18 protein-coding genes are annotated in these 20,296 nt (G+C 63.6%); 8 read left to right on the plus strand and 10 right to left on the minus strand.

Annotated elements, in window-relative coordinates; genetic code table 11:
* The first annotated feature begins 105 nt into the window (after positions 1-105).
* Both Q2T94_RS13690 and Q2T94_RS13695 read left to right on the plus strand, forming a co-directional pair.
* Positions 106-1,122 carry an NAD-dependent epimerase/dehydratase family protein gene (locus tag Q2T94_RS13690; RefSeq protein WP_302265030.1) on the plus strand — a complete coding sequence of 339 codons (1,017 nt, stop codon included), beginning with the start codon at positions 106-108 and terminating at the stop codon, positions 1,120-1,122.
* Between the two features lie 222 nt (positions 1,123-1,344).
* A complete protein-coding gene (locus tag Q2T94_RS13695; RefSeq protein WP_302265032.1) occupies positions 1,345-3,009 on the plus strand; it encodes an ATP-binding cassette domain-containing protein in 1,665 nt (554 codons plus the stop codon).
* Here Q2T94_RS13695 and Q2T94_RS13700 read toward each other — a convergent pair.
* Both Q2T94_RS13700 and Q2T94_RS13705 read right to left on the minus strand, forming a co-directional pair.
* Positions 2,990-3,418: a hypothetical protein gene (locus tag Q2T94_RS13700; RefSeq protein ID WP_264270464.1), complete on the minus strand. Its 429-nt coding sequence runs from the start codon at positions 3,416-3,418 to the stop codon at positions 2,990-2,992. The genes Q2T94_RS13695 and Q2T94_RS13700 overlap by 20 nt on opposite strands.
* 227 nt (positions 3,419-3,645) lie before the next feature.
* Complete coding sequence (locus Q2T94_RS13705; RefSeq protein WP_264270465.1) at positions 3,646-4,533, minus strand: serine protein kinase RIO; 888 nt, start codon at positions 4,531-4,533, stop codon at positions 3,646-3,648.
* Positions 4,534-4,980: 447 nt separating this feature from the next.
* Here Q2T94_RS13705 and Q2T94_RS13710 point away from each other — a divergent pair, with 447 nt between their 5' ends.
* The gene (locus Q2T94_RS13710; protein WP_264270466.1) at positions 4,981-5,607 is read left to right on the plus strand and encodes a hypothetical protein; all 627 of its coding nucleotides are present in this window, start codon (positions 4,981-4,983) and stop codon (positions 5,605-5,607) included.
* A gap of 15 nt (positions 5,608-5,622) precedes the next feature.
* Here the strand turns inward: Q2T94_RS13710 and Q2T94_RS13715 are convergent, their stop codons facing one another.
* Positions 5,623-6,063 (minus strand): PaaI family thioesterase, encoded by a 441-nt coding sequence (locus Q2T94_RS13715; protein ID WP_264270467.1) that lies wholly within the window; start codon positions 6,061-6,063, stop codon positions 5,623-5,625.
* A gap of 114 nt (positions 6,064-6,177) precedes the next feature.
* Here Q2T94_RS13715 and paaZ point away from each other — a divergent pair, with 114 nt between their 5' ends.
* From paaZ to Q2T94_RS13730, 3 genes are all read left to right on the plus strand, one after another.
* Positions 6,178-8,304, plus strand: coding sequence for a phenylacetic acid degradation bifunctional protein PaaZ (paaZ, locus tag Q2T94_RS13720; RefSeq protein WP_302265036.1), 2,127 nt, complete (start codon positions 6,178-6,180; stop codon positions 8,302-8,304).
* 238 nt (positions 8,305-8,542) lie between these two features.
* Positions 8,543-9,787: a phosphotransferase gene (locus Q2T94_RS13725; RefSeq protein WP_264270469.1), complete on the plus strand. Its 1,245-nt coding sequence runs from the start codon at positions 8,543-8,545 to the stop codon at positions 9,785-9,787.
* Positions 9,788-10,579: 792 nt separating this feature from the next.
* A complete protein-coding gene (locus Q2T94_RS13730; protein WP_302266425.1) occupies positions 10,580-11,044 on the plus strand; it encodes an ASCH domain-containing protein in 465 nt (154 codons plus the stop codon).
* Between the two features lie 126 nt (positions 11,045-11,170).
* Here Q2T94_RS13730 and Q2T94_RS13735 read toward each other — a convergent pair whose 3' ends face one another.
* Genes Q2T94_RS13735 through Q2T94_RS13745 form a run of 3 tightly spaced genes read right to left on the minus strand, consistent with a single transcriptional unit; the run spans position 11,171 to position 13,698 of the window.
* Positions 11,171-11,839, minus strand: a complete 669-nt coding sequence (locus Q2T94_RS13735; protein ID WP_264270470.1) for a response regulator transcription factor — start codon at positions 11,837-11,839, stop codon at positions 11,171-11,173.
* Positions 11,817-13,328, minus strand: a complete 1,512-nt coding sequence (locus Q2T94_RS13740) for a sensor histidine kinase (protein WP_302265037.1) — start codon at positions 13,326-13,328, stop codon at positions 11,817-11,819. Before Q2T94_RS13740 ends, Q2T94_RS13735 begins: the two co-directional genes overlap by 23 nt.
* Positions 13,321-13,698, minus strand: coding sequence for a hypothetical protein (locus tag Q2T94_RS13745; protein ID WP_302265039.1), 378 nt, complete (start codon positions 13,696-13,698; stop codon positions 13,321-13,323). Before Q2T94_RS13745 ends, Q2T94_RS13740 begins: the two co-directional genes overlap by 8 nt.
* Before the next feature lie 270 nt (positions 13,699-13,968).
* On the opposite strand from Q2T94_RS13745, the gene Q2T94_RS13750 reads away from it, so the two are divergent.
* The gene (locus Q2T94_RS13750) at positions 13,969-14,739 is read left to right on the plus strand and encodes an SGNH/GDSL hydrolase family protein (RefSeq protein WP_264271855.1); all 771 of its coding nucleotides are present in this window, start codon (positions 13,969-13,971) and stop codon (positions 14,737-14,739) included.
* Between the two features lie 79 nt (positions 14,740-14,818).
* On the opposite strand, the gene Q2T94_RS13755 is transcribed toward Q2T94_RS13750, so the two are convergent.
* Positions 14,819-16,495: a thiamine pyrophosphate-dependent enzyme gene (locus Q2T94_RS13755; RefSeq protein WP_302265043.1), complete on the minus strand. Its 1,677-nt coding sequence runs from the start codon at positions 16,493-16,495 to the stop codon at positions 14,819-14,821.
* 278 nt (positions 16,496-16,773) lie between these two features.
* Here Q2T94_RS13755 and Q2T94_RS13760 point away from each other — a divergent pair, with 278 nt between their 5' ends.
* Positions 16,774-17,352, plus strand: a complete 579-nt coding sequence (locus Q2T94_RS13760; protein ID WP_264271857.1) for a GNAT family N-acetyltransferase — start codon at positions 16,774-16,776, stop codon at positions 17,350-17,352.
* 85 nt (positions 17,353-17,437) lie between these two features.
* Here Q2T94_RS13760 and Q2T94_RS13765 read toward each other — a convergent pair whose 3' ends face one another.
* From Q2T94_RS13765 to Q2T94_RS13775, 3 genes are all read right to left on the minus strand, one after another.
* Positions 17,438-18,139 carry a nicotinamide mononucleotide transporter gene (locus Q2T94_RS13765; protein WP_264271374.1) on the minus strand — a complete coding sequence of 234 codons (702 nt, stop codon included), beginning with the start codon at positions 18,137-18,139 and terminating at the stop codon, positions 17,438-17,440.
* Between the two features lie 88 nt (positions 18,140-18,227).
* Positions 18,228-18,845 carry a TetR/AcrR family transcriptional regulator gene (locus tag Q2T94_RS13770; protein ID WP_264271376.1) on the minus strand — a complete coding sequence of 206 codons (618 nt, stop codon included), beginning with the start codon at positions 18,843-18,845 and terminating at the stop codon, positions 18,228-18,230.
* A gap of 99 nt (positions 18,846-18,944) precedes the next feature.
* A complete protein-coding gene (locus Q2T94_RS13775) occupies positions 18,945-20,264 on the minus strand; it encodes a phenylacetate--CoA ligase family protein (protein ID WP_264271377.1) in 1,320 nt (439 codons plus the stop codon).
* Between the last annotated feature and the right edge of the window lie 32 nt (positions 20,265-20,296).

The following is a 20,296-nucleotide window of genomic DNA, read 5'->3' on the forward strand; positions in this document are numbered from 1 at the left end:
CACGCCTGAGATGACAATATGGGGATGCGGGGGATCGCGCGCGTTCTCCTACGCCGACTGAGAATTCACTTGTGCCTGCGGACCAGTGGGTCGTTGACTCGAAGAATGACTAATATTTTGCTGCTGGGTGGCACTGGTTGGCTGGGAAAAACGCTCAGTGGTCTCGCCTTGGACAGGGGTCACCAAGTCACGGCGCTCGCACGTGGGACCGACCCCTTTGTCGAGGGTGTCGACGCGGTCTTTTCCGACCGCGCCATGTCCGAAGCCTATGCCCGGGTGGAGCACCACGACTGGGATCTGGTGGTTGAGCTGACTTCTTCGCCGCGGTTTGCGCGCGCTGCAATCAAGCGGCTTGGCGGCAAGGCACGCAACTGGGTTTTCGTTTCCTCGTGCTCGGTGTACGCCGAGCAATCCGAGGCCGGTGCCGACGAGAGTGCCGATGTTCTCAAGCCCCTCGATGCCGACGACGAGGAAGCCGAATCGGATTATGGCCGGGCCAAGTCTGCGTGCGAGAGCTTGAGCCTGCAAACCCGCGCAGGCCGGACGCTCGTGGTCCGTCCGGGCTTGATCGGCGGTCCGGGAGACCCGAGCGGCCGCAGCAGCTATTGGCCGCTGCGTTTTGCCGAGTCGCGGGATCCCGTGCTGGTCCCGGCCGACCCGGACGGGCTGCAATGGGTGCAGGTCATCGACGTGCGCGACCTGGCGGCATTCATTCTTGACGCCGGATTGGCCGGGCACCATGGATACGTCAATGCCGTGGGAGCACAATACCAGCTGGTCCAGGTCCTGCAGCTGGCCCGGGACGCCGCCGCGTCCGCCGGCGCAGCCGGGACAACCAAGGACGGGCACACGCTCCACGGATACGACCTGGCACGGGTGGCCACGGATCGGGTGAATCCCTGGGCAGGTCCCAAGTCGTTGCCGTTGGTGCTGCCGCCGGGAACCGAACACGAGGGCTTTGCGCGACGATCGGACGCCCGTGCACTGGCCATGGGCCTTCACCGACGCAGCCTGCGCGAGAGCTTTGAGGACATTGTACGCGCGGACGATGGCGGTGGGATCCGATCGCTGCGCTTGGGCCTGAGCGCGGAGGAAGAGTCGGCGCTCATCGCCGGCCGATGACCCCCGGGGCGCACACTTGATCGCCAGCAGGGCATTTGACAGCCGGCGATGCCGGGCCGCACGATTGAAGTGTCCCATTGTCGACGTCAGGACCACGACGTGTTGCCAGTTCTCGCCTTCGCCTAAACGCGCCAAGGAAACGCCATAACCTCCACTGCCCAACGGGGAAGTCTGAGGAAATGGTGAAGTTTCGACGCTTCCTTCGTCGAATCGAGAACCACCATGCAGCACCCAACCCCCATCGTCATTGACCGCCTCGGCTTTTCCTGGCCAAATGGCGGAACAGTTTTCGACGATGTCTCAACGACATTCATGCGAGGGACCACGGGCCTGATCGGACCCAACGGCTCAGGCAAGTCCACGCTGCTGCGGCTGATCGCCGGGGAGCTCGAACCCACCCGCGGCACCATCCACACGGACGCACGGTTGTCCTACCTTGCGCAGGACATTGTGCTGGACACCAAGCGCAGTGTCGCAAGCCTGATGGGCATCACCGACACCCTGGCTGCGCTCCACCGCATCCTGGACAACACCAGCGAAGACCTGGCCCGGGACATGGACCTGGTCGGCAACGACTGGGATCTTGAGGAACGGTCCGCGGCCCTGCTGGACGGCTACCTGAACTCAGCGGTCACCCCCGAATTCCTGCAACGCACCGTAGGCAACCTCTCCGGCGGGGAAACCATGGCAGTTGCGCTTGCCGGCATCGAAATCCGCGGTGGCGGAATCACCTTGCTCGACGAGCCGACCAACAACCTTGACCGGGCCGCCCGCCACCGGCTCTACGACATGGTGGGTCAATTCGCCGGGACCATGCTGGTTTCCACCCACGACAAGACCCTGTTGAAGATGCTCGATTCCCTGGCGGAGCTGCGTCCGGTCAACGTGCGTGCCCTGCGTGCCGAGAAAATAGATCTCGTGCGCTTCGGGGACTGGGATTCCAGGGAAGAGTCGCTGGGTCACGAACGTGACAGCGCGGAACGGTTGCTCGCCGATGCCCGACGCAAGCTCGCGGTTGAGAAACGGCAGAGCCGCGAGGCGGAGACCAAGATTGCCCGGCGGTCCAAACAAGGGCAAAAGGCTGCGGAGTCCATGCCAAAGATCCTGGCCAACGCCCTGCGCAACAAGGCCGAGGTCTCGGCGGCAAAGAACCGAGGCATCATGAAGTCGCACGAGGCCGACGCGCGCGCGGAATTCGAAGATGCCCGCAACAGGCTGCCGGTGGAATTGAGGATCGGAATCGATTTGCCCCGGACCCGCGTCCCCGCCGGACGCAGCGTATTCGAATCACCGGTTGCCGAAATCTCCCGAGGTATCGTGCTCGAACACGGCGAGCCCCTGACCGGAGACTCGGTACTTGGAATCTGGGGCCCGGAACGCATTGCCCTTTTCGGAGGCAACGGGGTAGGGAAGACCACGTTGATGGACGCGTTGGCGATGCGATCGAGGGTGCCGGTCGGATTCCTGCGCCAGAGGCTTTCAGCCGCCGAAGAGCAGGATTGGGCAGGGCTCAGGAACGGAATGAGCATGCTGGAGAACCTCCGGCTTGCGGCTCCGGGCGTGGAACCGGGGATCCTGCGGGAACAACTGGCGGCGTTTCATTTCCGCGGCAGCAGGGTCGATGAGCCGGTGTCCCAGTTGTCGGGCGGCGAGAGGTTTCGAGTCGCGCTGGCGATGATCTTACTGGCCAATCCCGCGCCGCAATTGCTGCTGCTCGACGAGCCAACGAACAACCTGGACATGGTCACCGTTGAGCAGCTGCTGTCGGCCCTGGAGTCATACGGCGGCGCCATGGTTGTGGCCAGCCACGACGAGGATTTCCTCGCCGCGCTGGCCACGGACCGTGAGTGGGAAATGCGGCGCGGTGCTATGTCGCCGGGCGCATGACCTTTCTGGTGCTTGGCACATGCGCAGGAGCATGGGCGACAGCGCGGGCTCCGAGCTCCGCCAGCGCGATGATGGCAAAGGCGTTGATTCCGTGAAGCAATCCAACCAGGGGAGCGCCGAATGCGACGAAGGCCAGCGTGATCTGGACGGCCACGGCCAAGAGGAGCCACAATGCCCATTTCAGGCCGGCATGGGCCAGCAACGCGATGACCAACAGCGCCAGCACGAGAACCGGGGCTGCGTACATCCCGATCATGCCGTGCATTATTCCGGCCAGTGGCGGGCCTTCGGGAACATCTCCGGCAGTCAGCATGTTGATGACGTCAAATGTTCCCCAGGCGATGAGGGCCGCCTGAAGCACTACGGCGGCGGCAATGATGTGAGCAACAACCTTGTATGCGGTTCTCAAGGTGAATGTCCTTTCTGGAAATTGCTCAAGGTAATTCAGTAAGAAGGCCAGTAGTGGCCACGTGGCCACGCTTTCACCAGGTAGGTGCGAGAATGATCGTTACGTTCGTGCGGCCCAAGCAGTTTGTGGGCCAACCATAGCCCGCATGTCGGGCGGAAACCAGCACAGTCGACGTACCAATTGGACTCAACGGTCCTTGGTCCGAGAACGCGAGCGACACCCGGGAACTACCAAGCCTCTGCGATCACCTCGGCCAGGAGTTCGTCGCCGTCAACATCCAGACCCCGCGACCGGAACCATGCGCTGATGTTCTGGCAGTCCCGTAGAAGGAACCCGACGCCGCCTTCGTTCCCGGCGAGGTCGACAAATTGCGGCAGGTCGATGACCACGAGCCTCTCGCCGGCAGCAAGGACGTTGTAGGGAGAGAGGTCGCCGTGGGCAAACCCCAGCTGGGCAAAAACCTTCATGGCCCCAACTATTTGCTCCCAGTAATAGCCCAGCCGTTCTTTGTCTGGATGCACATGCTGCAGCCGCGGTGCTGCCGCGCCTTGGGATTCCGGATCTGCGATGAACTCCATGAGGATCTCTGTGCCCATGATTTGCACCGGATAGGGGACCGGAGCGCCGGCCTCAAAGCACATACGAAGGTATTGCCACTCTGAATTTGCCCACCGCGAAGCCTCCACGAGACGCCCATAGGTGCTGCCGTTTTTCAGGGCACGGGCATCGCGTGAACGCTTGACGCTGCGGCCCTGGGTGTAGGTCGAGGACCGGTTGAAGGTTCGCTGATCCGGTGATCTATAGCGTTTGGCAGCCAACAAGGATCGTTGGTCGGCGGTGGCCCGTTCGATCAGGAAGACATCTGCTTCCTTGCCGGTCTTGAGGACGCCGAGTTCAGTGTCGATGGCACCGGCATCCTCTATGACGAACTCGGGGTAGGGCAGGGGGCCGCGCATCAATTTCTCGGTTGCCGGCCAGGTTGACCAACGTTGGGCTTCGGTGAGTTGGTCGTCGAGGTAGTTCCAGTCCACCTCGCGATCTGCGGGCCTGGTCTTGCCGGGGGAGAGGCGTGGTTCAAAGGTGTCTGGAAAGCTGTTTTCTACGTAATTCTTCATCGCTGGAGTAACTCCTGTGGGAAGGAAGTATCTGTTCCGGGGTGATCGTCGGGACACTCATCGGATTCCTCCTTCGGTAGTTACTGGCGTTGGTTCACCAAGCACACCATAGTCATTGGCGGTTGTCAATCACTTCCAATTGGCGCACGTTTGGCGGGTGGGAGGATCGACCGCCATGGCGATAAGCGCTTGGTGCTTGCGGGATGCCGGAAAGGTCACCAAGGTAGGGCGCGAATTGACCGCTGTCACTGAAGCGGTCGCGCGGGGACCGCCGGGCGTGCTCCTCTTGCGGTCACGGGTGACCTATCCGCGGGGGTGCGGCTCCGGTTCCGGATCGCACGGTTCAATGTCGGACGCGGCGAGACATCCGGTTGTTCACCGCGCAGGCGGCAGCCTCGAGGCAGGAGATTGCTTGTCAGTAGGGACATTGCACCCTATGCTCCGATCATGGCCTGGATATCGCGACGATCGACTCGTGCTTTTGCCGGCGCCGGAGCGGCACTGGTGCTGGGCGGAGCGGCGCTGTGGAGTGTCAGTTCGGCAACCGCCCGCTCGGGGCTCGAGGTGCTCGTGGGCTCCGCTCCCTTCGAATGCGTGGATCCGGAAGCCGTCACCACGAACGACTTGCAGCTGGGCAGTGACGACGGTGTGGCCGTGACCCTCCCCGCGCTGAACGTCACGAGAAACCTGGACTGCAGGTTCACTTTCATCGTGCACAACACCAGCAACGTCGACGTCAAGGTGAAGTCCTTGGACATCCAGCTCGCCGGCCCCGGCAACGGAACCGGAGTCCAGATCGGAACGCTCGAGTTCAACGGCAACACGTTTCGAGCGCTGGACAATCAGGAGGCCGACGCCCGCTTCGAGATCAACGATTCGCTGCCCGCCGGTGAAGCCGCGCGCGTCACCGCGATGGTTGGTTCCGTGCCCGGCTGTCTGGGCGCCGGGGGCAGCCAGAGCATGGTCAACAGCCCGAGCCTCAGGATCTCCGCACTCGGGCTCGGCGGGGACGTTTCGCCCCGTGGCCCGGTCTACTCGCTGATGGGAACCGCGGATTCAAGCTGCGAGAACTAACGCGGGTACGCGGGCTTACTTCCTGATGTCGATGATCAGGTTGGTGATTCGCAGGGTGCAGAGGCGCTCGCCGGCTTCGTTCTCGATCACAACCTGGTGGCTGGCCACGCGGCGGCCCAGGCTGATCGGGGTCGCTGTGATCGTGATCAAGCCGCTGCGGGCCCCCTTGTGGTGCGTCGCCGAAACGTCCACGCCCACTGCGGACTTGCCCATGGTTGAGGCGTGCTTGACGGCTGCCCACGAACCCACCGCCTCGCCCACGGCCAGGGACGCCCCTCCGTGTAGCAGGCCGAATGATTGGCGGTTTCCCTCCACCGGCATGGTTGCCACGACTTTCTCGACCGACTCCTCGAGGATCTTGATGCCCATCTTGATATCCAGCTCGCCGAGGGCAATCTGCCACACTCCGCCAATCGACGTTTCGGGGGTGGGGGCGGTCGGGCGCTCTGCGCTCATGGATGTCAATCTCCTGTTTTGCGGGCTTGTTTGGCGCCCGGGACTCGTGGTGCTCTTCCCCATACTGTACTGTGGTTGCTAATACTGACCGATCGTTCAGGAAGGACCTTGTCGATGACGACTACTCCCATGGCTCCACTCGTTCCGAGCTTCATTCAAAACTCTTGGTGGACCCCGTCCGAGCCGGTTGGGGGTACCCCCGTGTTGGATGCCAACACCGGAGCGCCCCTGGCCACGGTCAACAGCGACGGGATGGATCTGGCCAAGGTCGTTGAGTATGGACGCACCGTCGGCCAGGCCGAACTGGGCAAGCTCACCTTGCATGAGCGCGCCCTCAAGCTCAAGGAACTTGCCACATTCCTCAATGACCGCCGCGAAGTGCTTTACGAAATCTCCTACCAAACCGGTGCGACCAAGATCGACTCGATGGTGGACATCGACGGCGGCATCGGTGTGCTGTTCACCTTCTCCTCCAAGGGCCGGCGCGAATTGCCGAACTCCAATGTCATCACCGACGGGACCATGGAGGTCCTTTCGCGCGACGGTTCCTTCGCCGGCGAACACATCTACACCCGCATTCCCGGTGTTGCAGCACAGATCAATGCCTTCAACTTCCCGGTTTGGGGAATGCTGGAGAAGTTCGCGCCCGCCTTCATCGCCGGTGTGCCGACCATTGCCAAGCCCGCCACCCCCACCGGCTACGTAGCCGAGGCCATGGTGCGCCTGATGGTCGAATCCGGCATCCTGCCCGAGGGATCCATCCAGCTGATCTCCGGCTCGGCCCGCACGCTGTTGGACGTGCTGGACTACCGCGACATGCTGTCCTTCACCGGATCGGCCTCCACTGCATTCTCGCTGAAATCCCACAAGAACGTCATCGAGGGCGGCGTGCGATTCACCGCTGAAACCGACTCCCTCAACGCCGCCATTCTCGGTCCCGACGCAGTGGTCGGCACCCCGGAATTCGACGCCTTCGTCAAGGCAGTCACCACGGAGATGACCTCCAAGGCGGGCCAGAAGTGCACCGCCATCCGGCGCAACATCGTGCCCGCCGCCCTCGTTGCCGACGTGGTCAAGGCCGTGGGCGAGCGCATCGATGAGCGTGTGGTCATCGGCGACCCGCGCGCCGAGGGCGTCACCATGGGGGCCCTCGCATCCCTGGAGCAGTTGCGCGACGTGCGCGCCGCCGTCGAGGACATGATTGCCGCCGGCGGCGAAATCGCCTACGGAACCCTGGATGCACCGGTGGTTCGCACCACCGAGGGCGAAGAGAGAACCGTCGATGCCGGGGCCTTCATGTCCCCGCTGTTGCTCACCTGGGACGACGTGGAGAACGAGTCGGTGCACAGCCGCGAGGCCTTTGGCCCGGTGTCCTCGGTGATCGGCTACTCTGACCTGGACGACGCCGTACGCCTCGCCGCAAAGGGCTCCGGGTCCCTGGTGGCCACCGTATGCACCAATGACCCCGACACCGCGCGCGTCCTCACCACCGGCATCGCCTCGCACCACGGCCGTGTCCACATGCTCAACCGAGAGACAGCGCGCAGCTCCACCGGCCACGGATCCCCGGTTCCGCACTTGGTGCACGGTGGTCCCGGCCGTGCCGGCGGTGGCGAAGAACTCGGTGGCATCCGTTCGGTCATGCACCACATGCAGCGCACAGCCATCCAAGGCTCGCCGAACATGCTCACGGCAGTCACCGGCATATGGCACACGGGAGCCGACCGAGTCATTGCCGGCGACGCCGAGTTCAGCGCCGTCGAGGGGGCGATCCACCCGTTCCGCAAGTCGCTGGCCGAGCTGAAAATCGGCGATGCCTTTGCCTCGCCGCTGCGCAAGGTCAGCCTGGAGGAAATCACCGCCTTTGCCAACGAAACAGGGGACACCTTCTACGCACACACCGACCGTGCCGCGGCCGAGGCCAACCCGTTCTTCCCCGGCATCGTGGCCCACGGCTACCTTCTGGTCTCCTGGGCCGCGGGACTCTTCGTCCAGCCCGCACCGGGACCGGTCCTGGCCAACTACGGCCTGGAGAACCTGCGCTTCATCACGCCGGTGCCGGACGGGGACTCGATCCGGGTCACGCTGACCGCCAAGAAGATCACCCCGCGCGTCACCGACGAATACGGGGAAGTCGCCTGGGACGCTGTCATCAACAACCAGGATGGCGAGATCGTTGCCACCTATGACGTGCTGACCCTGGTGGAGAAGGAAAACGCCACCTACGCCAACTGGGCCTAGTACTCCTTGGCACTCACCTCAACGCGAACAAGCACCGATGGCCGACCGCCCAACTCCCCGTTCAAGGAGTCGGGCGGTCGGCCATCGGTTTCTGCGCCACCGGCAAAGGGACGCGCCCGTGGCGACCTTCCCGTGGCCCGCGTGGCACCGGATGTGAGAAGGTAGCGGGCAAAGGGAATTAGGCCAGCGCTGCCCCCGGCCGGCGCGACTTGCCGTGACGATGAGGAACGAGGGCTCGATGAATTCACCGGTGCTTCAGGATGCCGACGCATGGACCGAACGGGAGCAACTGGACTTCTTCGAATCGGCTGAACTGACGGACATCCTGGCCGATGTCGTCCGTCCGATGGGACTTGAGCATGCCAAGGTTTCCTTGGCGGAGTTGCACCATCGGCCCGGTGCCGGGGTCTCGGGAGTCTTTGAGGCCAGCAACGGATCGACGACCCTATACCTTGGCGCCACCGCGGAAAAACTGGAGAAGGTCCCGGAAGGTGCCGTGCGGCTGGACAGTGGCCAGGGCACCGTCGTCGTATGGCTGCATCCTGCAGATCCGCTGCTGCCCGGATTGCCGCTGGCGACCACTCCGGCATTGGTCGAGGAAAAGTGGGGTGGCGGCCGCGTGCTGGAGGAGCTGCGCACCTTGGCCTACCGCCCGCTGCGTCGGGCGGTTTTACTGGCCCGTTTTGGAGACGGCAACCAACTGTTCCTCAAGGTCCTGAGGAAGGATGCGCAACTTCTGCATGACAAGCACCTTGCCCTACTGCAGGCAGGCGTCCCGGCCCCCACGCCAGTAGGTCCGCCGATGGATGGTGTGCTGGCATTTCACCGGGCAAGGGGAGTGCCGCTGGCCGAAGACCTCATGCATGCCCCGGACCTGCCCCTGGATCCGAAACAGATCATCGGGCTTCTTGACTCGCTGCCTCAGGCCCTGATGGAGTTTCCCGCCAGGCCGGCCTGGTCGGACCGCCTGGGCTGGTACGGGCATGCGGCCCAGACCGCCGTGCCGGACCAAGCCGAAAACATCGCAGCCCTGATCCAGCGACTTGCCCACATCCTGGAGAACTCCCGCCGCGGCGAGCTGGTACCTAGCCATGGGGATTTCTACGAGGCCAACATCTTCGTCACCGACGGGACCATCACCGGGTTGTTGGATATTGATTCGGCCGGCCCCGGATATCTCGTCGACGACCTTGCCTGTTTTATCGGACACCTTGCGGTCTTGCCGGGTCTTGACGTGCGGTACGCACGGGTCGGGGACTATCTCGAACGGTATGCCAAGGCCTTCGAAGCGGAATTGGGCAACCGCGGGGTGTCTGCCAGCGGGCTCTATGCCCGGGCGGCTTGCGTGGTCCTTTCACTCGTGGCCGGCGCGCGGGATGAATCCAACCCCGACTGGCGTTCCGCGGCGATGGACCGATTGCGTCGGGTGGAAGAACTTGCAGGCCTAGCCCAGAGTGCCATGAGAACCGAACCAACCGGATAGTCGCTGGGCCAAAATGATGAACCTTTGGCTGGTTGCGTGGAATCCTCGTAGGGGTCTGATGCCAAGATGAGAACATTCTCATTCTTTTCTCCTCTACGGCTCACATTCAAAGGTCATGCTGGAATCAAGCAACCAGCTGAACAATGAACGGAAGGTTCGGAACCATGAAGAAGACACGTACATTTTGGTCAATCACCGGAGCTCTTGGCGTAGTTGCCCTTGGAGCCGGTGTCGCGGTAGCCCAGCCTGCCGTCGCCGTCAACGAATCGGTCGTGGTGCAGGAGCGCGCATCGCAACAGACTTCCTCCTCGGTAGAGCGGGTCGCAGCTGCGGCCGAAGTCTCCGCGCAAACTGCCGCATCTGCACAGTCGGCAGCGTCGCCGGTTTCGGCACAAACACCGGCTTCCCCGGTTACGGCACAGTCCCCGGTTTCTCCGGTGTCGCCGGTTACGGCCCAGTCGCCGGTTTCTCCGGTTTCCCCGGTCACGGCCCAGTCCCCGGTTTCTCCGGTATCGCCGGTTACGGCCCAGTCCCCGGTCTCACCTTTGTCTCCGCAGACCGCACCTTCGGCGGCCAGCGCCAGCTAACCGACGCGGACCCAGCGGATGCGGCGGGTACCGGTTTCTGAACCGGTACCCGCCGCAGGTGCGTCACCGGACCGGCAGCATCGGCAGGTTCCACGTCCAGCTCCGGGCCAGACATGTGCCGTACGTGGAACCGCCATGGCATGCTGAGTCTGTGAAACCACAAGACGCCGGTGAGCCATTCATTGACCGGGAAGCCGCTGCCCTGATGTGGGCCGAGTATTCAAATGCCAACCCGGATAGAGTTCGTCTTTGCCCGGAGTACACGGTCGAACGCTTCGGTGATTCGGCGGACCTGGCAGACGCGCTGCTGCATGAAGTGATCCATGGTCGCAAAAGAGCCACCTCGACGCTAGCCCGGGAGTTCCTGGATGACGGCCAGTCTCTTCCGCGCATCGGATCTCATTGGATCGCCTGCGACGGGTCGGGAACACCTCGGGTCATCCTGAAAAGCGTGGAGTTTCGGATCGGCGACTTCAACAGCGCCGATGCCGACTTCGCCAGGGATGAAGGCGAGGACGACAGGTCACTGGAGAGCTGGAGGACCGAACACCGCAAATACTGGCGGCGTACCGAAACCGCCCGCGGCCGCACCTGGAGTGAGGACGATGAGATCGTGTTCGAACGCTTTGTGCCGGTTTGGCCGCCTGCGCACGTGGGATTGCGGCCCTGACCCTCAAGTGGCGAATCGCCGATACCATCGCCACTGCACCTGATCTCCAATCAGGGACCGGAAGGAGCTGCCGCGGCCGCGGGGACTGTCACATCAGGTGTGAGGGGTCGCATGCCCGGCAGCGCTTCAGGACGGATCCTCGAAGCGGTACCCCATGCCACGCACCGTGGTGAACCATTCAGCGCCCAATTTGTTGCGCAAGTAGCGCACATACACGTCAACGACGTTTGACCCGGGATCGAAGTCATAGCCCCACACCCTGGATAGCAATTGCTCCCGGCTGAGCACCTGCCCGGGGTTTCGCATGAAGGCCTCGGCCAGCCCGAATTCCCTGGCCGACAGGTCGATCTCGCGACCGTGCAGACGCGTCCGGCGGCTCCCGAAATCGAGTTCCAGCGGGCCGACTCGAATCACCTGCTCCTCGTGCACCGCCGCCTGCGGACGCAGCCGCAGCCGCACCCGGGCCAGGAGCTCCTCGAACCGGAAGGGCTTGGCCATGTAGTCGTCCGCGCCTCCTTCGAGCCCCGCAACAGTGTCGTCGATGCTCGAACGCGCCGTGAGAATGATGACGGGGGTATCGACGTTGGTGGAGCGGATGCGCGCAAGAACCGAGAAACCGTCCTCGTCGGGCAATCCAAGATCCAGGACGATCAGCTCGAAGTCTCCGGTCTGGGCAAGGTACCCGCCCTCCTTGCCTGTGTCGGCGACGGTCGGGGCGAAGCCAGCGGCCTTGAGGCCCTTGGCGACAAAGGAACTGATGCGGTCCTCGTCCTCAATGATCAGTATTCGGCTCATCTTCTTCTTTCTCCGGGGCAATGGGGATTTCAATGACGAAGGTCGAGCCAACGCCCACATCGGAGCTGACCCCGATGCTTCCTCCGTGTGCTCCGGCAATCGCCGAGACGATGTTCAGCCCCAGTCCGGAACCCTCTGTGCGTTTGGAATTGTGGCCACGGCCAAAGCGTTCGAAAATTCGCTCCTGGTCAGTCACTGCGATCCCGACTCCCTCGTCGCGGACCCAGAACCGCAGGACCTCGTTGCCGGAGTCCGTCGTGATGTTGGTTCCCATGGTAATTGTGGACCCGTCGGCGGAAAACTTGACGGCGTTGGAGCACAATTGCAGCATCGCCTGGGTGATGCGCTGTGGATCGACATCGGCAGTGGCCTCGACCCTGTGGCCGATCCTCCAGACACGGTCGCCGAGCGGACGCGCCTTGTCCAACAAGTCGTCGAGCAGGGTGCCGATGTTCGTGGCGGCAGGCTGGACGAAGTCGACCCTGTTGGAGTTCGCCAGGGTGACCAGGTCGTTGATGAGGAAGGACATTCGGTCCAGTTCCGCCAGCGCGATGTCCCGTGACTGGTTGACGTCTTCTGGATCCAAGGGGTCCATGAGCTCAAGGTGCCCCTGCACGATGGTCACCGGCGTTCTGAGCTCGTGGCCCACGTCGTCAAGGAGCTGGCGCTGGGAAACCATGGCGTTCTCCACGCGGTCCAGCATGGCGTTGACCGTCATCGTGAGTTCGGCGAGGTCGTCGCGTCCGACCACTTTGATGCGCTGGGACAGGTCCGATTCGGAAATCTTCCGGGCGGTGTCGCGCAGCAGGGCCACGGGGCGCAGGAACCTGCCCACCAGCAACCAGCCGGCCGCTCCTGCCACCAGCAAGATGGCAAGGCCGACCGCCACATACATGAGGAAGCCGCGATTCAGGGCCTGCTGCTCGGCGGTGTAGTCGTAGGCAAGGAACAGGTGGGCAGGTGGTTGGGGCTGGGCGAGGGTCAGCGGAATGCTCACCACGCGATAGGTGGCCTTGGCAGTGGGCACCGTTTGGAGCATGACCCTTTCGTCCGGGGCGGAGTTCACCGCCCAGGCGATGAATTCCGGGTCGTTTTCCGGGCGCAGCTGGACGATCTCGGGGGCGGTCCACCGCACGTCGTTGTTGACCATGCTCAGCATGCCCTCGTGCTTGGCCGGCAGGGTCTGCTGCATGGCGGTGTACAGCAGGGCCTCGGCCGTGAGCGGCGCGGAAGCGGTTGCCGATTCGGAACTGCGGGCGGCCAGCACCTGGAATTCCTGGACGCTGCGCTTGAGCGAGTCGTCGATGCGGGCGTCCATGGTGCGAACCTGCAGGAGATAGACCACGGTGCCCGTGACGGCGAACGCCAAGGTGATCAGTCCAAGCATGCCCGCAAGCACGCGGGTGCGCACGGAGAACCCTCGCCGGGCAACGCGTGTGCTGGCGAAGAACCTTGCCAGATGCCGGGCGAGTCGGGTGATCCTAGTCATCGTCGTCATCCGACTCTTCGAAGTCATCATCGTCGTCATCGTCGTCGTCCACAGAGGACGGGGGAAGCGGCTTGACGGGTGCCGATTTGCTGGGCAGGACCGGCGGCTTTGGCGAAGGCTTGACGGAGGGCTTGGACGGGGGCTTCGACGATTTGGTGGGCGAGGGAGCGGTTGGCTTCGGCTTGGGAGTGGGAGTCACGGACGAGGGCGACGGGTTGGACGGTGTCGGACCCTCGTCGACGGTGATTGCCGGGCCCAGATTGACAGCAGGGGGAGCAGTGAGTCCCAGCGCCACCACATAGGTCCCCAGCCCCAAGGTCAAGAACACCGCCAGCCAGGCCACGATCTTGCCAGTTTTTCCCAATCCCATGCCCACTAGTATGGCTGAGAATGATGAGACCCAAATGAGAAGGGTGAAACGGCCGGGTCGAACCGGGAGGGATCACTCACCACGTGGCATCGGGACGCCCATTGCTGGATCTCCGCGCCCGGCATCAGCGCACGGGGTGTGACCATGCATTTTTACGCCTTGACAGTGGTGCCTCGAAGGCCGAACCTAAAGCATGGGGAACCGCCGGGTATCGCGAGGCCACGGATGAACGGGCTGGACGATGCACAGCGCGAGTGGACGGGCCGTGGAATGAGCACCTGTGGCGGAGGCAACTGGTTTTGGCGCGGATGGCTGAACATGGTCCAGGCCGGACCTTCGTTGTTCCAAGGCCACCGCATCGTCAAGAACCTGCCTGGCCTTCAAGGGGCGATTGGTCCCAACAACGGCTTTGTTGACGTGCACGGAACCGGCGGGGAACCCTGTCGTCTGCTGGTCATCGGGGAATCCACCGTTGCCGGGACCGGTGCCCCAACGCACGCACTCGCGCTGACCGGTCAGCTGGCCGTGGGGCTCTCGGACCGGCGTCGTCTGCCGGTGGCCTGGGAAGCCCAAGGCGCCAACGGTGCCACCTTGGAACGCATCGTCAGCGAACTTCTGGAGCTGGTTCGGCAACCTGACCCGGACGTCGTGGTGTTGGTTGCCGGTGCAAATGACGCCATGGCCGGGAGAAGTTCCGCACACTGGCGCCGGGACCTGCGCAGGGTCCTGGAGGTCTTCATGGATTCGGGCAGGCACCGGGAAATCGTCGTCGCGGGAGTGCCGCCCTTCAGGTATTTTCCCGCGCTGCCGGTGCCGTTGAACGCATTTCTTGAACGCCGGGCCGGCCGCCTGGACGCGGCGTCGGCGCAGGTATGTGCCGAATTGGGCTTGGCCTTTGTGTCTTTCGCCGACGATCCGCCGCTGGGGGAGGCCTTCTTTGCCGCCGACCGCTTCCATCCCTCGGTGGCAGGGTATGGGCACTGGGCTGCTTTTCTGCTCGATGCGCTGAATGGGCCCCGTCCGGAAGACACCTTGCCATGAGCCTCGCCACCGAAGACAGCGGAGGCCCGTTTCCGCCCCGAGGGGGGGAAAAACGGGCCTCCGCTGATTCGAAGCCGGTTTAGTAGGCCTTGACGCGCTGTTCCACGATCAGGTGGATCAGGGCGAACTGGCCCTTCTCGTCAATGGCCGTCAGGGCGGCCTCAAGTGCAGCCGGGATGTCGCTGTCGTTTTCGACCCGCACACCGAATCCGCCAAAGGCCTGGGCCATGAGCGCGAAATCCGGGTTCTTGAGCTGGGTGCCCGAGATGCGTTCGGGGTAGTGGCGTTCCTGGTGCGTGCGGATGGTTCCGTACTCCTGATTGTCCATCACGATGACCAGCGGGGTGGCGCCGTACTGCGCGGCGGTGGCCAGTTCCTGGCCGTTCATCAGGAACTCCCCGTCGCCCGCAATGGTGACCACGCGGCGGCCCGGGAAGTTCAGCGACGCGGCAATGGCCGAGGGCACCGAGTAGCCCATGGATCCGTTGCGTGCCGAAATCATCGAGGCGTATTCCTCGGTCGGGAAGTAGCGGTGTGCCCAGTTGGTGTGCTCGCCGGCGCCAAGGGTGATCATGGCGTCCTGCGGCAAGCCCGCCACCAAGTTGGCCATCATGGTGTCCATGCGGGCAGGGCCTTCGGACGGCGTGGCGGCGGGCAACGCTGCAAAATTTTCCTGCTCGGCCCGCATGCGATCGGTGAAGGACTTCCATTCCGGCTTGCCGGCGAAGTCCATCATGACCAGGTCCCGGACGAAGACATCGGGCTTGGACACGATCTGGTGGGAGACCGGGCCCGAGCGGCCGCGCAGGGACGGGTCGATGGTGACCAGGAAGTTCTTCTTGGTCCAGTCCTGGCGCACCAGGAAGCCATCGGTGATCACGTCGCCAGGGACGGTGCCGACGAAGATCAGGAGGTCGGTTTCCTCGAGCAGGTCATAGGTGGGCTTGGGACGTCCGTAGCCGATGGGCCCGACGTAGGACGGGGAGCTGAAGGGAATGTTGCCCTCGCAGCGCCATTCAACGGCGGCCGGCAGGTGGTGCTCTTCCAGCCAAGCGGTCAGGGCGGTGGAACCCTCCTGGGTCCAGTCGTTGCCGCCGAGCACGAACAGCGGCTTGGAGGATTCCTCGAGTGCCGACTTGAGTTCTTTCCAGTCGGTCACCGTCATGCCTCCGGTGGCCACCGGGATGACCGGGTGCAGGGTGGGCTCGACCATTTCACGGATGATGTCCTCGGGAAGCCCGACAACCACTGGACCGGGACGACCGCTCATGGCGGCGAACATGGCTTCGGCGACGATCTCCGAGGCCCGCTCTGCGTGGTCAAGGACCATGACGCGCTTGGCGCCGGTGTCGAACCAGCCCTTGATGTCGAATTCCTGGAAGGCTTCGCGGTCACGGTGGGCAAAGGGGATCAGGCCCACGAAGAGCACCATCGGTGTGGAGTCCTGCCAGGCGGTGTGCAGGCCAACATGTGCGTTGGCGGCACCGGGTCCGCGGGTGACCATGGCGATGCCCGGACGCTGGTGCATCTTGCCGTCGGCCTCGGCCATGTATGCGGCGCCGCCTTCGTGGCGGCAGACGACGGTTTCAATGGGGGAGTGGTGCAGTCCGTCCAGTACATCAAGGTAGCTTTCCCCGGGGATCACATAGGTGCGTTCCACGCCGTGGGCGACCAGGGTATCGACAATGATGTGCCCGGCCGACTTCTTGTTCGTGGCCTGGGCATCGGGGAGTGCTTCTAGTGTTTGGGCGCTCATGGCAGTTACTCCTTGTGGTCACCGTGGCATACGGGACTTATGTTGCTAAGCGGGCACGTCTTTGTGCCGCGCCGTGGTCGAACGAGATCTCAAGTTTCAGCAAATGTACATGATGTCCGCCACTTGCCCGCAGAATGCAACGAAACGCATCTGTCACATTGGGTTGTTGATCACAATGACTTGTTTTTCGCCCAATCCCCGGCGGCATGCTTCGCGTTGGGTTCGATGGGCGGAGCCGGCCGAATCCGGACTGGATCCACTGGGCCTAAGGTAGGTGCATGAGCCCGAAACCCGATTCCCATTCGACAGCCTTCCTGCGGCCGTGGACCGACTCGGAAGAGGACATTGAATCGATCTTGGCGGCGTTTGGGGTCGACGACATGGCGGCCCAGTCGGGGGAACCGGTGAATTCCGCAGCGGCGGCCCGGAGGTGGGTGGCGCCGTGGATAGACTGCGAGAACGATCAGGTGCTGGCATTCGCCATCGACGTGAACGGCTTGGCGGTGGGACATGTAATGGCTACGGCCATTGACCGCCGCCACGAGACGGCGTGGATCTCCTATTGGGTCGCTTCCGAGGCGCGTGGCGCCGGATTGGCATCGCGCGCCACAGCCGCAATGGCCGTGCACTGTTTTGGAACCCTTGGCCTCTTTCGGCTCGAGTTGGCCTACAGGATGAACAACCCGGCTTCGGCTGCGGTGGCCAGGAACGCCGGGTTCAAGGTGGAGGGCCTGGAGCGGGCGAAATTGCTGTACCTCGACGAATTCGGCAGGCCGGAGCGCTTCGATGTCCAGACGTGCGCCAGGCTGCTCACCGACGACCCCGCGCCTGCGATGCCGCTGCAGATCCGCGCCTAGGAGTCGGCCACGGCATGGAGACGGCAATGGCCCGGAACCAAGAGGGTTCCGGGCCATTGCCACGCGTAGCGGAGCCGGGCTCTTGCTATGCCGCGTAGGGGCTGGGCGGATACTTCGCGTTTGACGGCTCGTCGGCGTTGATGGACCGTTCGCCGGGGAGGTTTCGCCAGGCAAACCAGCCGTAGAAGCCGGCCAGGGCCTGGAAGACCGTGACGCCGAGCAGGGCCAAGGCGGGGTTCGTGTTGAAAAGCAGGGCGACGTAAACAATTGCCGAGACCGTGCTGGCCAACCATGCCCAGCGGTACCCGCACGCAATGCCGATGAGGGCCACGACCAGGGCGGACTCGGCGGCAAAGGAAATCCACAAGGATGCCGTGCCGTCGGTGAAGATGAAGCCGGTTGTCAGCATGCGGCCCATCCGCAAGGCAGTGAAAACCACAACGAGCAATGCGCCGATCAGCAACGACTTGACGCTGAAGCCACGTTGGATGACCTTGCGGCCAAAACGGCCGGCGTTTTCAAAGCGGGAGAAGCGCCACAGTCCAAAGGCCGCGGCCAGCAGTGCAGGCACCGCGTACAGGAGCATGGAAGCCTCGAACTGCAGGGCGATGACCAGGGGGCCGGCAAAGACCGCCAGGATCTGGGCCCACCAGCCCAGGTCGTTGCGCCGGGCCAACAGCACCATGGCAATGCAGCTGAGCAGCGCTGAAGCTGAAAAGAGTGCCACCTGGGTTCCGGAATCCGTTCCGGGGGCTTGGGTGAAGAGATTATAGAAAAGTTCGTCCACGAAGAATGCTGCCTATTCACAAAGAAAAACGATGGGGGCGGTCCGATGCCTCAGCTATCGATCGTAGCGTGTCTTGCTGTGCGCGCGGCTACCGGTCGGTCTTGTGTAACCCATCGAACATCATGGTGATGGCATGCTCTTCGACCTGTTCGGCCGTGACGTTTCCGTCTTCCCGGAACCACTCGACCAGCGAGTTGATGGTGCCGAACAGCAGGCGAGTGGTGGTGCGCGGATCGATGTCGTTGCGCAGGGAGCCCTCGCGCTGGGCCTCGACCACGAGGTCCGATACCCGGCGGTCCACGGCACGGCGGCGCTGCAGCGCGTCGCGCTCGATCTCGGTGTTGCCGCGCAACCGCAGCAGCAGGGTCACGTATTGCTGGCGCTTGACCAGGACCCGGATCGTGGAGCGGAGGAAGAACTTCAGTCGCTCCTCGGCGGTGCCCACGCTTGCGCGTTCGTCCTCGGCAATGGCCTCGAGGGGCACCAACGCCTCGTCAAGGGCCAAGCGCAGCAAATCGCCCTTGGAGGGGACGTGGTGGTAAATGGCGGACTTGCTGATACCCAGGTTTTCCGCGAGCTTGCCCATCGACGTCGCGTCATAGCCGTGCTTGTTGAAGACTTCCACCGCTATGGACAGGACGGAGTCCTGGTCGTATCCGGGGCGTCCGCGTTTGATCGGTGAGGAGCTTGCAATGCTGGCAGTCATGATTCCTCATTCTCTCACGAACGGTCGGTCCGGAAATCGGTGGCGGGATGACGGGGACGGGAGTGCTATGACGCGCTCCGTCCCCGTCACCATGGCGCCCTACTTGTTGCGCAGGTCGTAGATGCGGCGCAGCTTGCCCGAGGAGCGGGCGAGCGTGCCGGGGTCAACGACCTGGATGGCGCAGGAGGACCCGACGTGGATCTTGATTTGCTGGGCGAGCTCCTTGCCGGCGGCCTCGGCACGGTCGGAGGTGCAGTCCTCGCGGCGTTCGATCTTCACTGCGAGCTGGTCCATGCGCCCGGGACGGGTGATCTCCAGCTGGAAGTGCGGGGAAAGCCCATCGATGCGCAGGGCGATTTCCTCGATCTGGGACGGGAAGAGGTTGACCCCGCGCAGGATGATCATATCGTCGCTGCGCCCGGTGATCCGGCCCATGCGGCGGTGGCCCGGCCGTGCGGTGCCGGGCAAAAGGCGGGTGAGGTCGTGGGTGCGGTAGCGGATGATCGGCAGTGCCTGCTTGGTCAGCGAGGTGAACACCAGCTCGCCGTGCTCGCCGTCGCCCAGCACCTTGGTCTCGTCGAAGGCGTCGATGATTTCCGGGCGGAAGTGGTCCTCCCAGATGTGGCTTCCGTCCTTCGTCTCGTTGGATTCCCCGGCCACTCCCGGGCCCATGACTTCGGAGAGGCCGTAGATGTCGCAGGCATCGATGTTGAACATGACCTCGAGCTCGTGGCGCATTTCCTCGGTCCACGGCTCGGCCCCGAGCACCGCGGTCTTCAGCGAGGTCTTGCGCGGATCCAGGCCCGCCCGCTGCATGGCATCGCCAATGGTCAACAAGTAGGTCGGGGTGCACAGGATCGCGTCCGGCTCGAAGTCGTTGATCATGGTGATCTGCTTCTCGGTCTGGCCGCCGGACATCGGGATCACGGTGGTGCCGAGGCGTTCGGCGGCGGCATGTGCCCCCAGGCCGCCGGTGAACAACCCGTAGCCGTAGGCGTTGTGGACCTTCCAGCCCGGCTTTACGCCCGAGAGGCGCAGGCAGCGCGCGCCCATCTTGGCCCAGTCGTCCAGGTCGGACTGGGTGTAGCCGACCACGGTGGCCCGGCCGGTGGTGCCGGAGGAGGCATGGATGCGGGCGACCTCGTGCTGCGGCACGGCGAACATGCCAAACGGGTAGGTCTTGCGCAGGTCTTCCTTTTCGGTGAACGGGAACTTGGCCAGGTCGGCCAGTTCCTTCAGGTCGCTCGGGTGAACGCCCGCGCCGTCGTACTTTTCCTTGTACAGCGGCACCCTGTCGTACGCGTAGGCCAGCGTGTCCTGCAGCCGCGTGAGCTGGATCGATTCGATCTGGTCGCGGCTCATGGTTTCTTCGGGATCCAACGGGTTGGGCAGTTCGATCCGGGTGGAAGTCTGGGTCATGATGTGGCCTTACGTGCGAAGTTGTGGGAGGT

The organism is Paeniglutamicibacter sulfureus, assembly GCF_030512175.1.
GTDB lineage: Bacteria > Actinomycetota > Actinomycetes > Actinomycetales > Micrococcaceae > Paeniglutamicibacter > Paeniglutamicibacter sulfureus.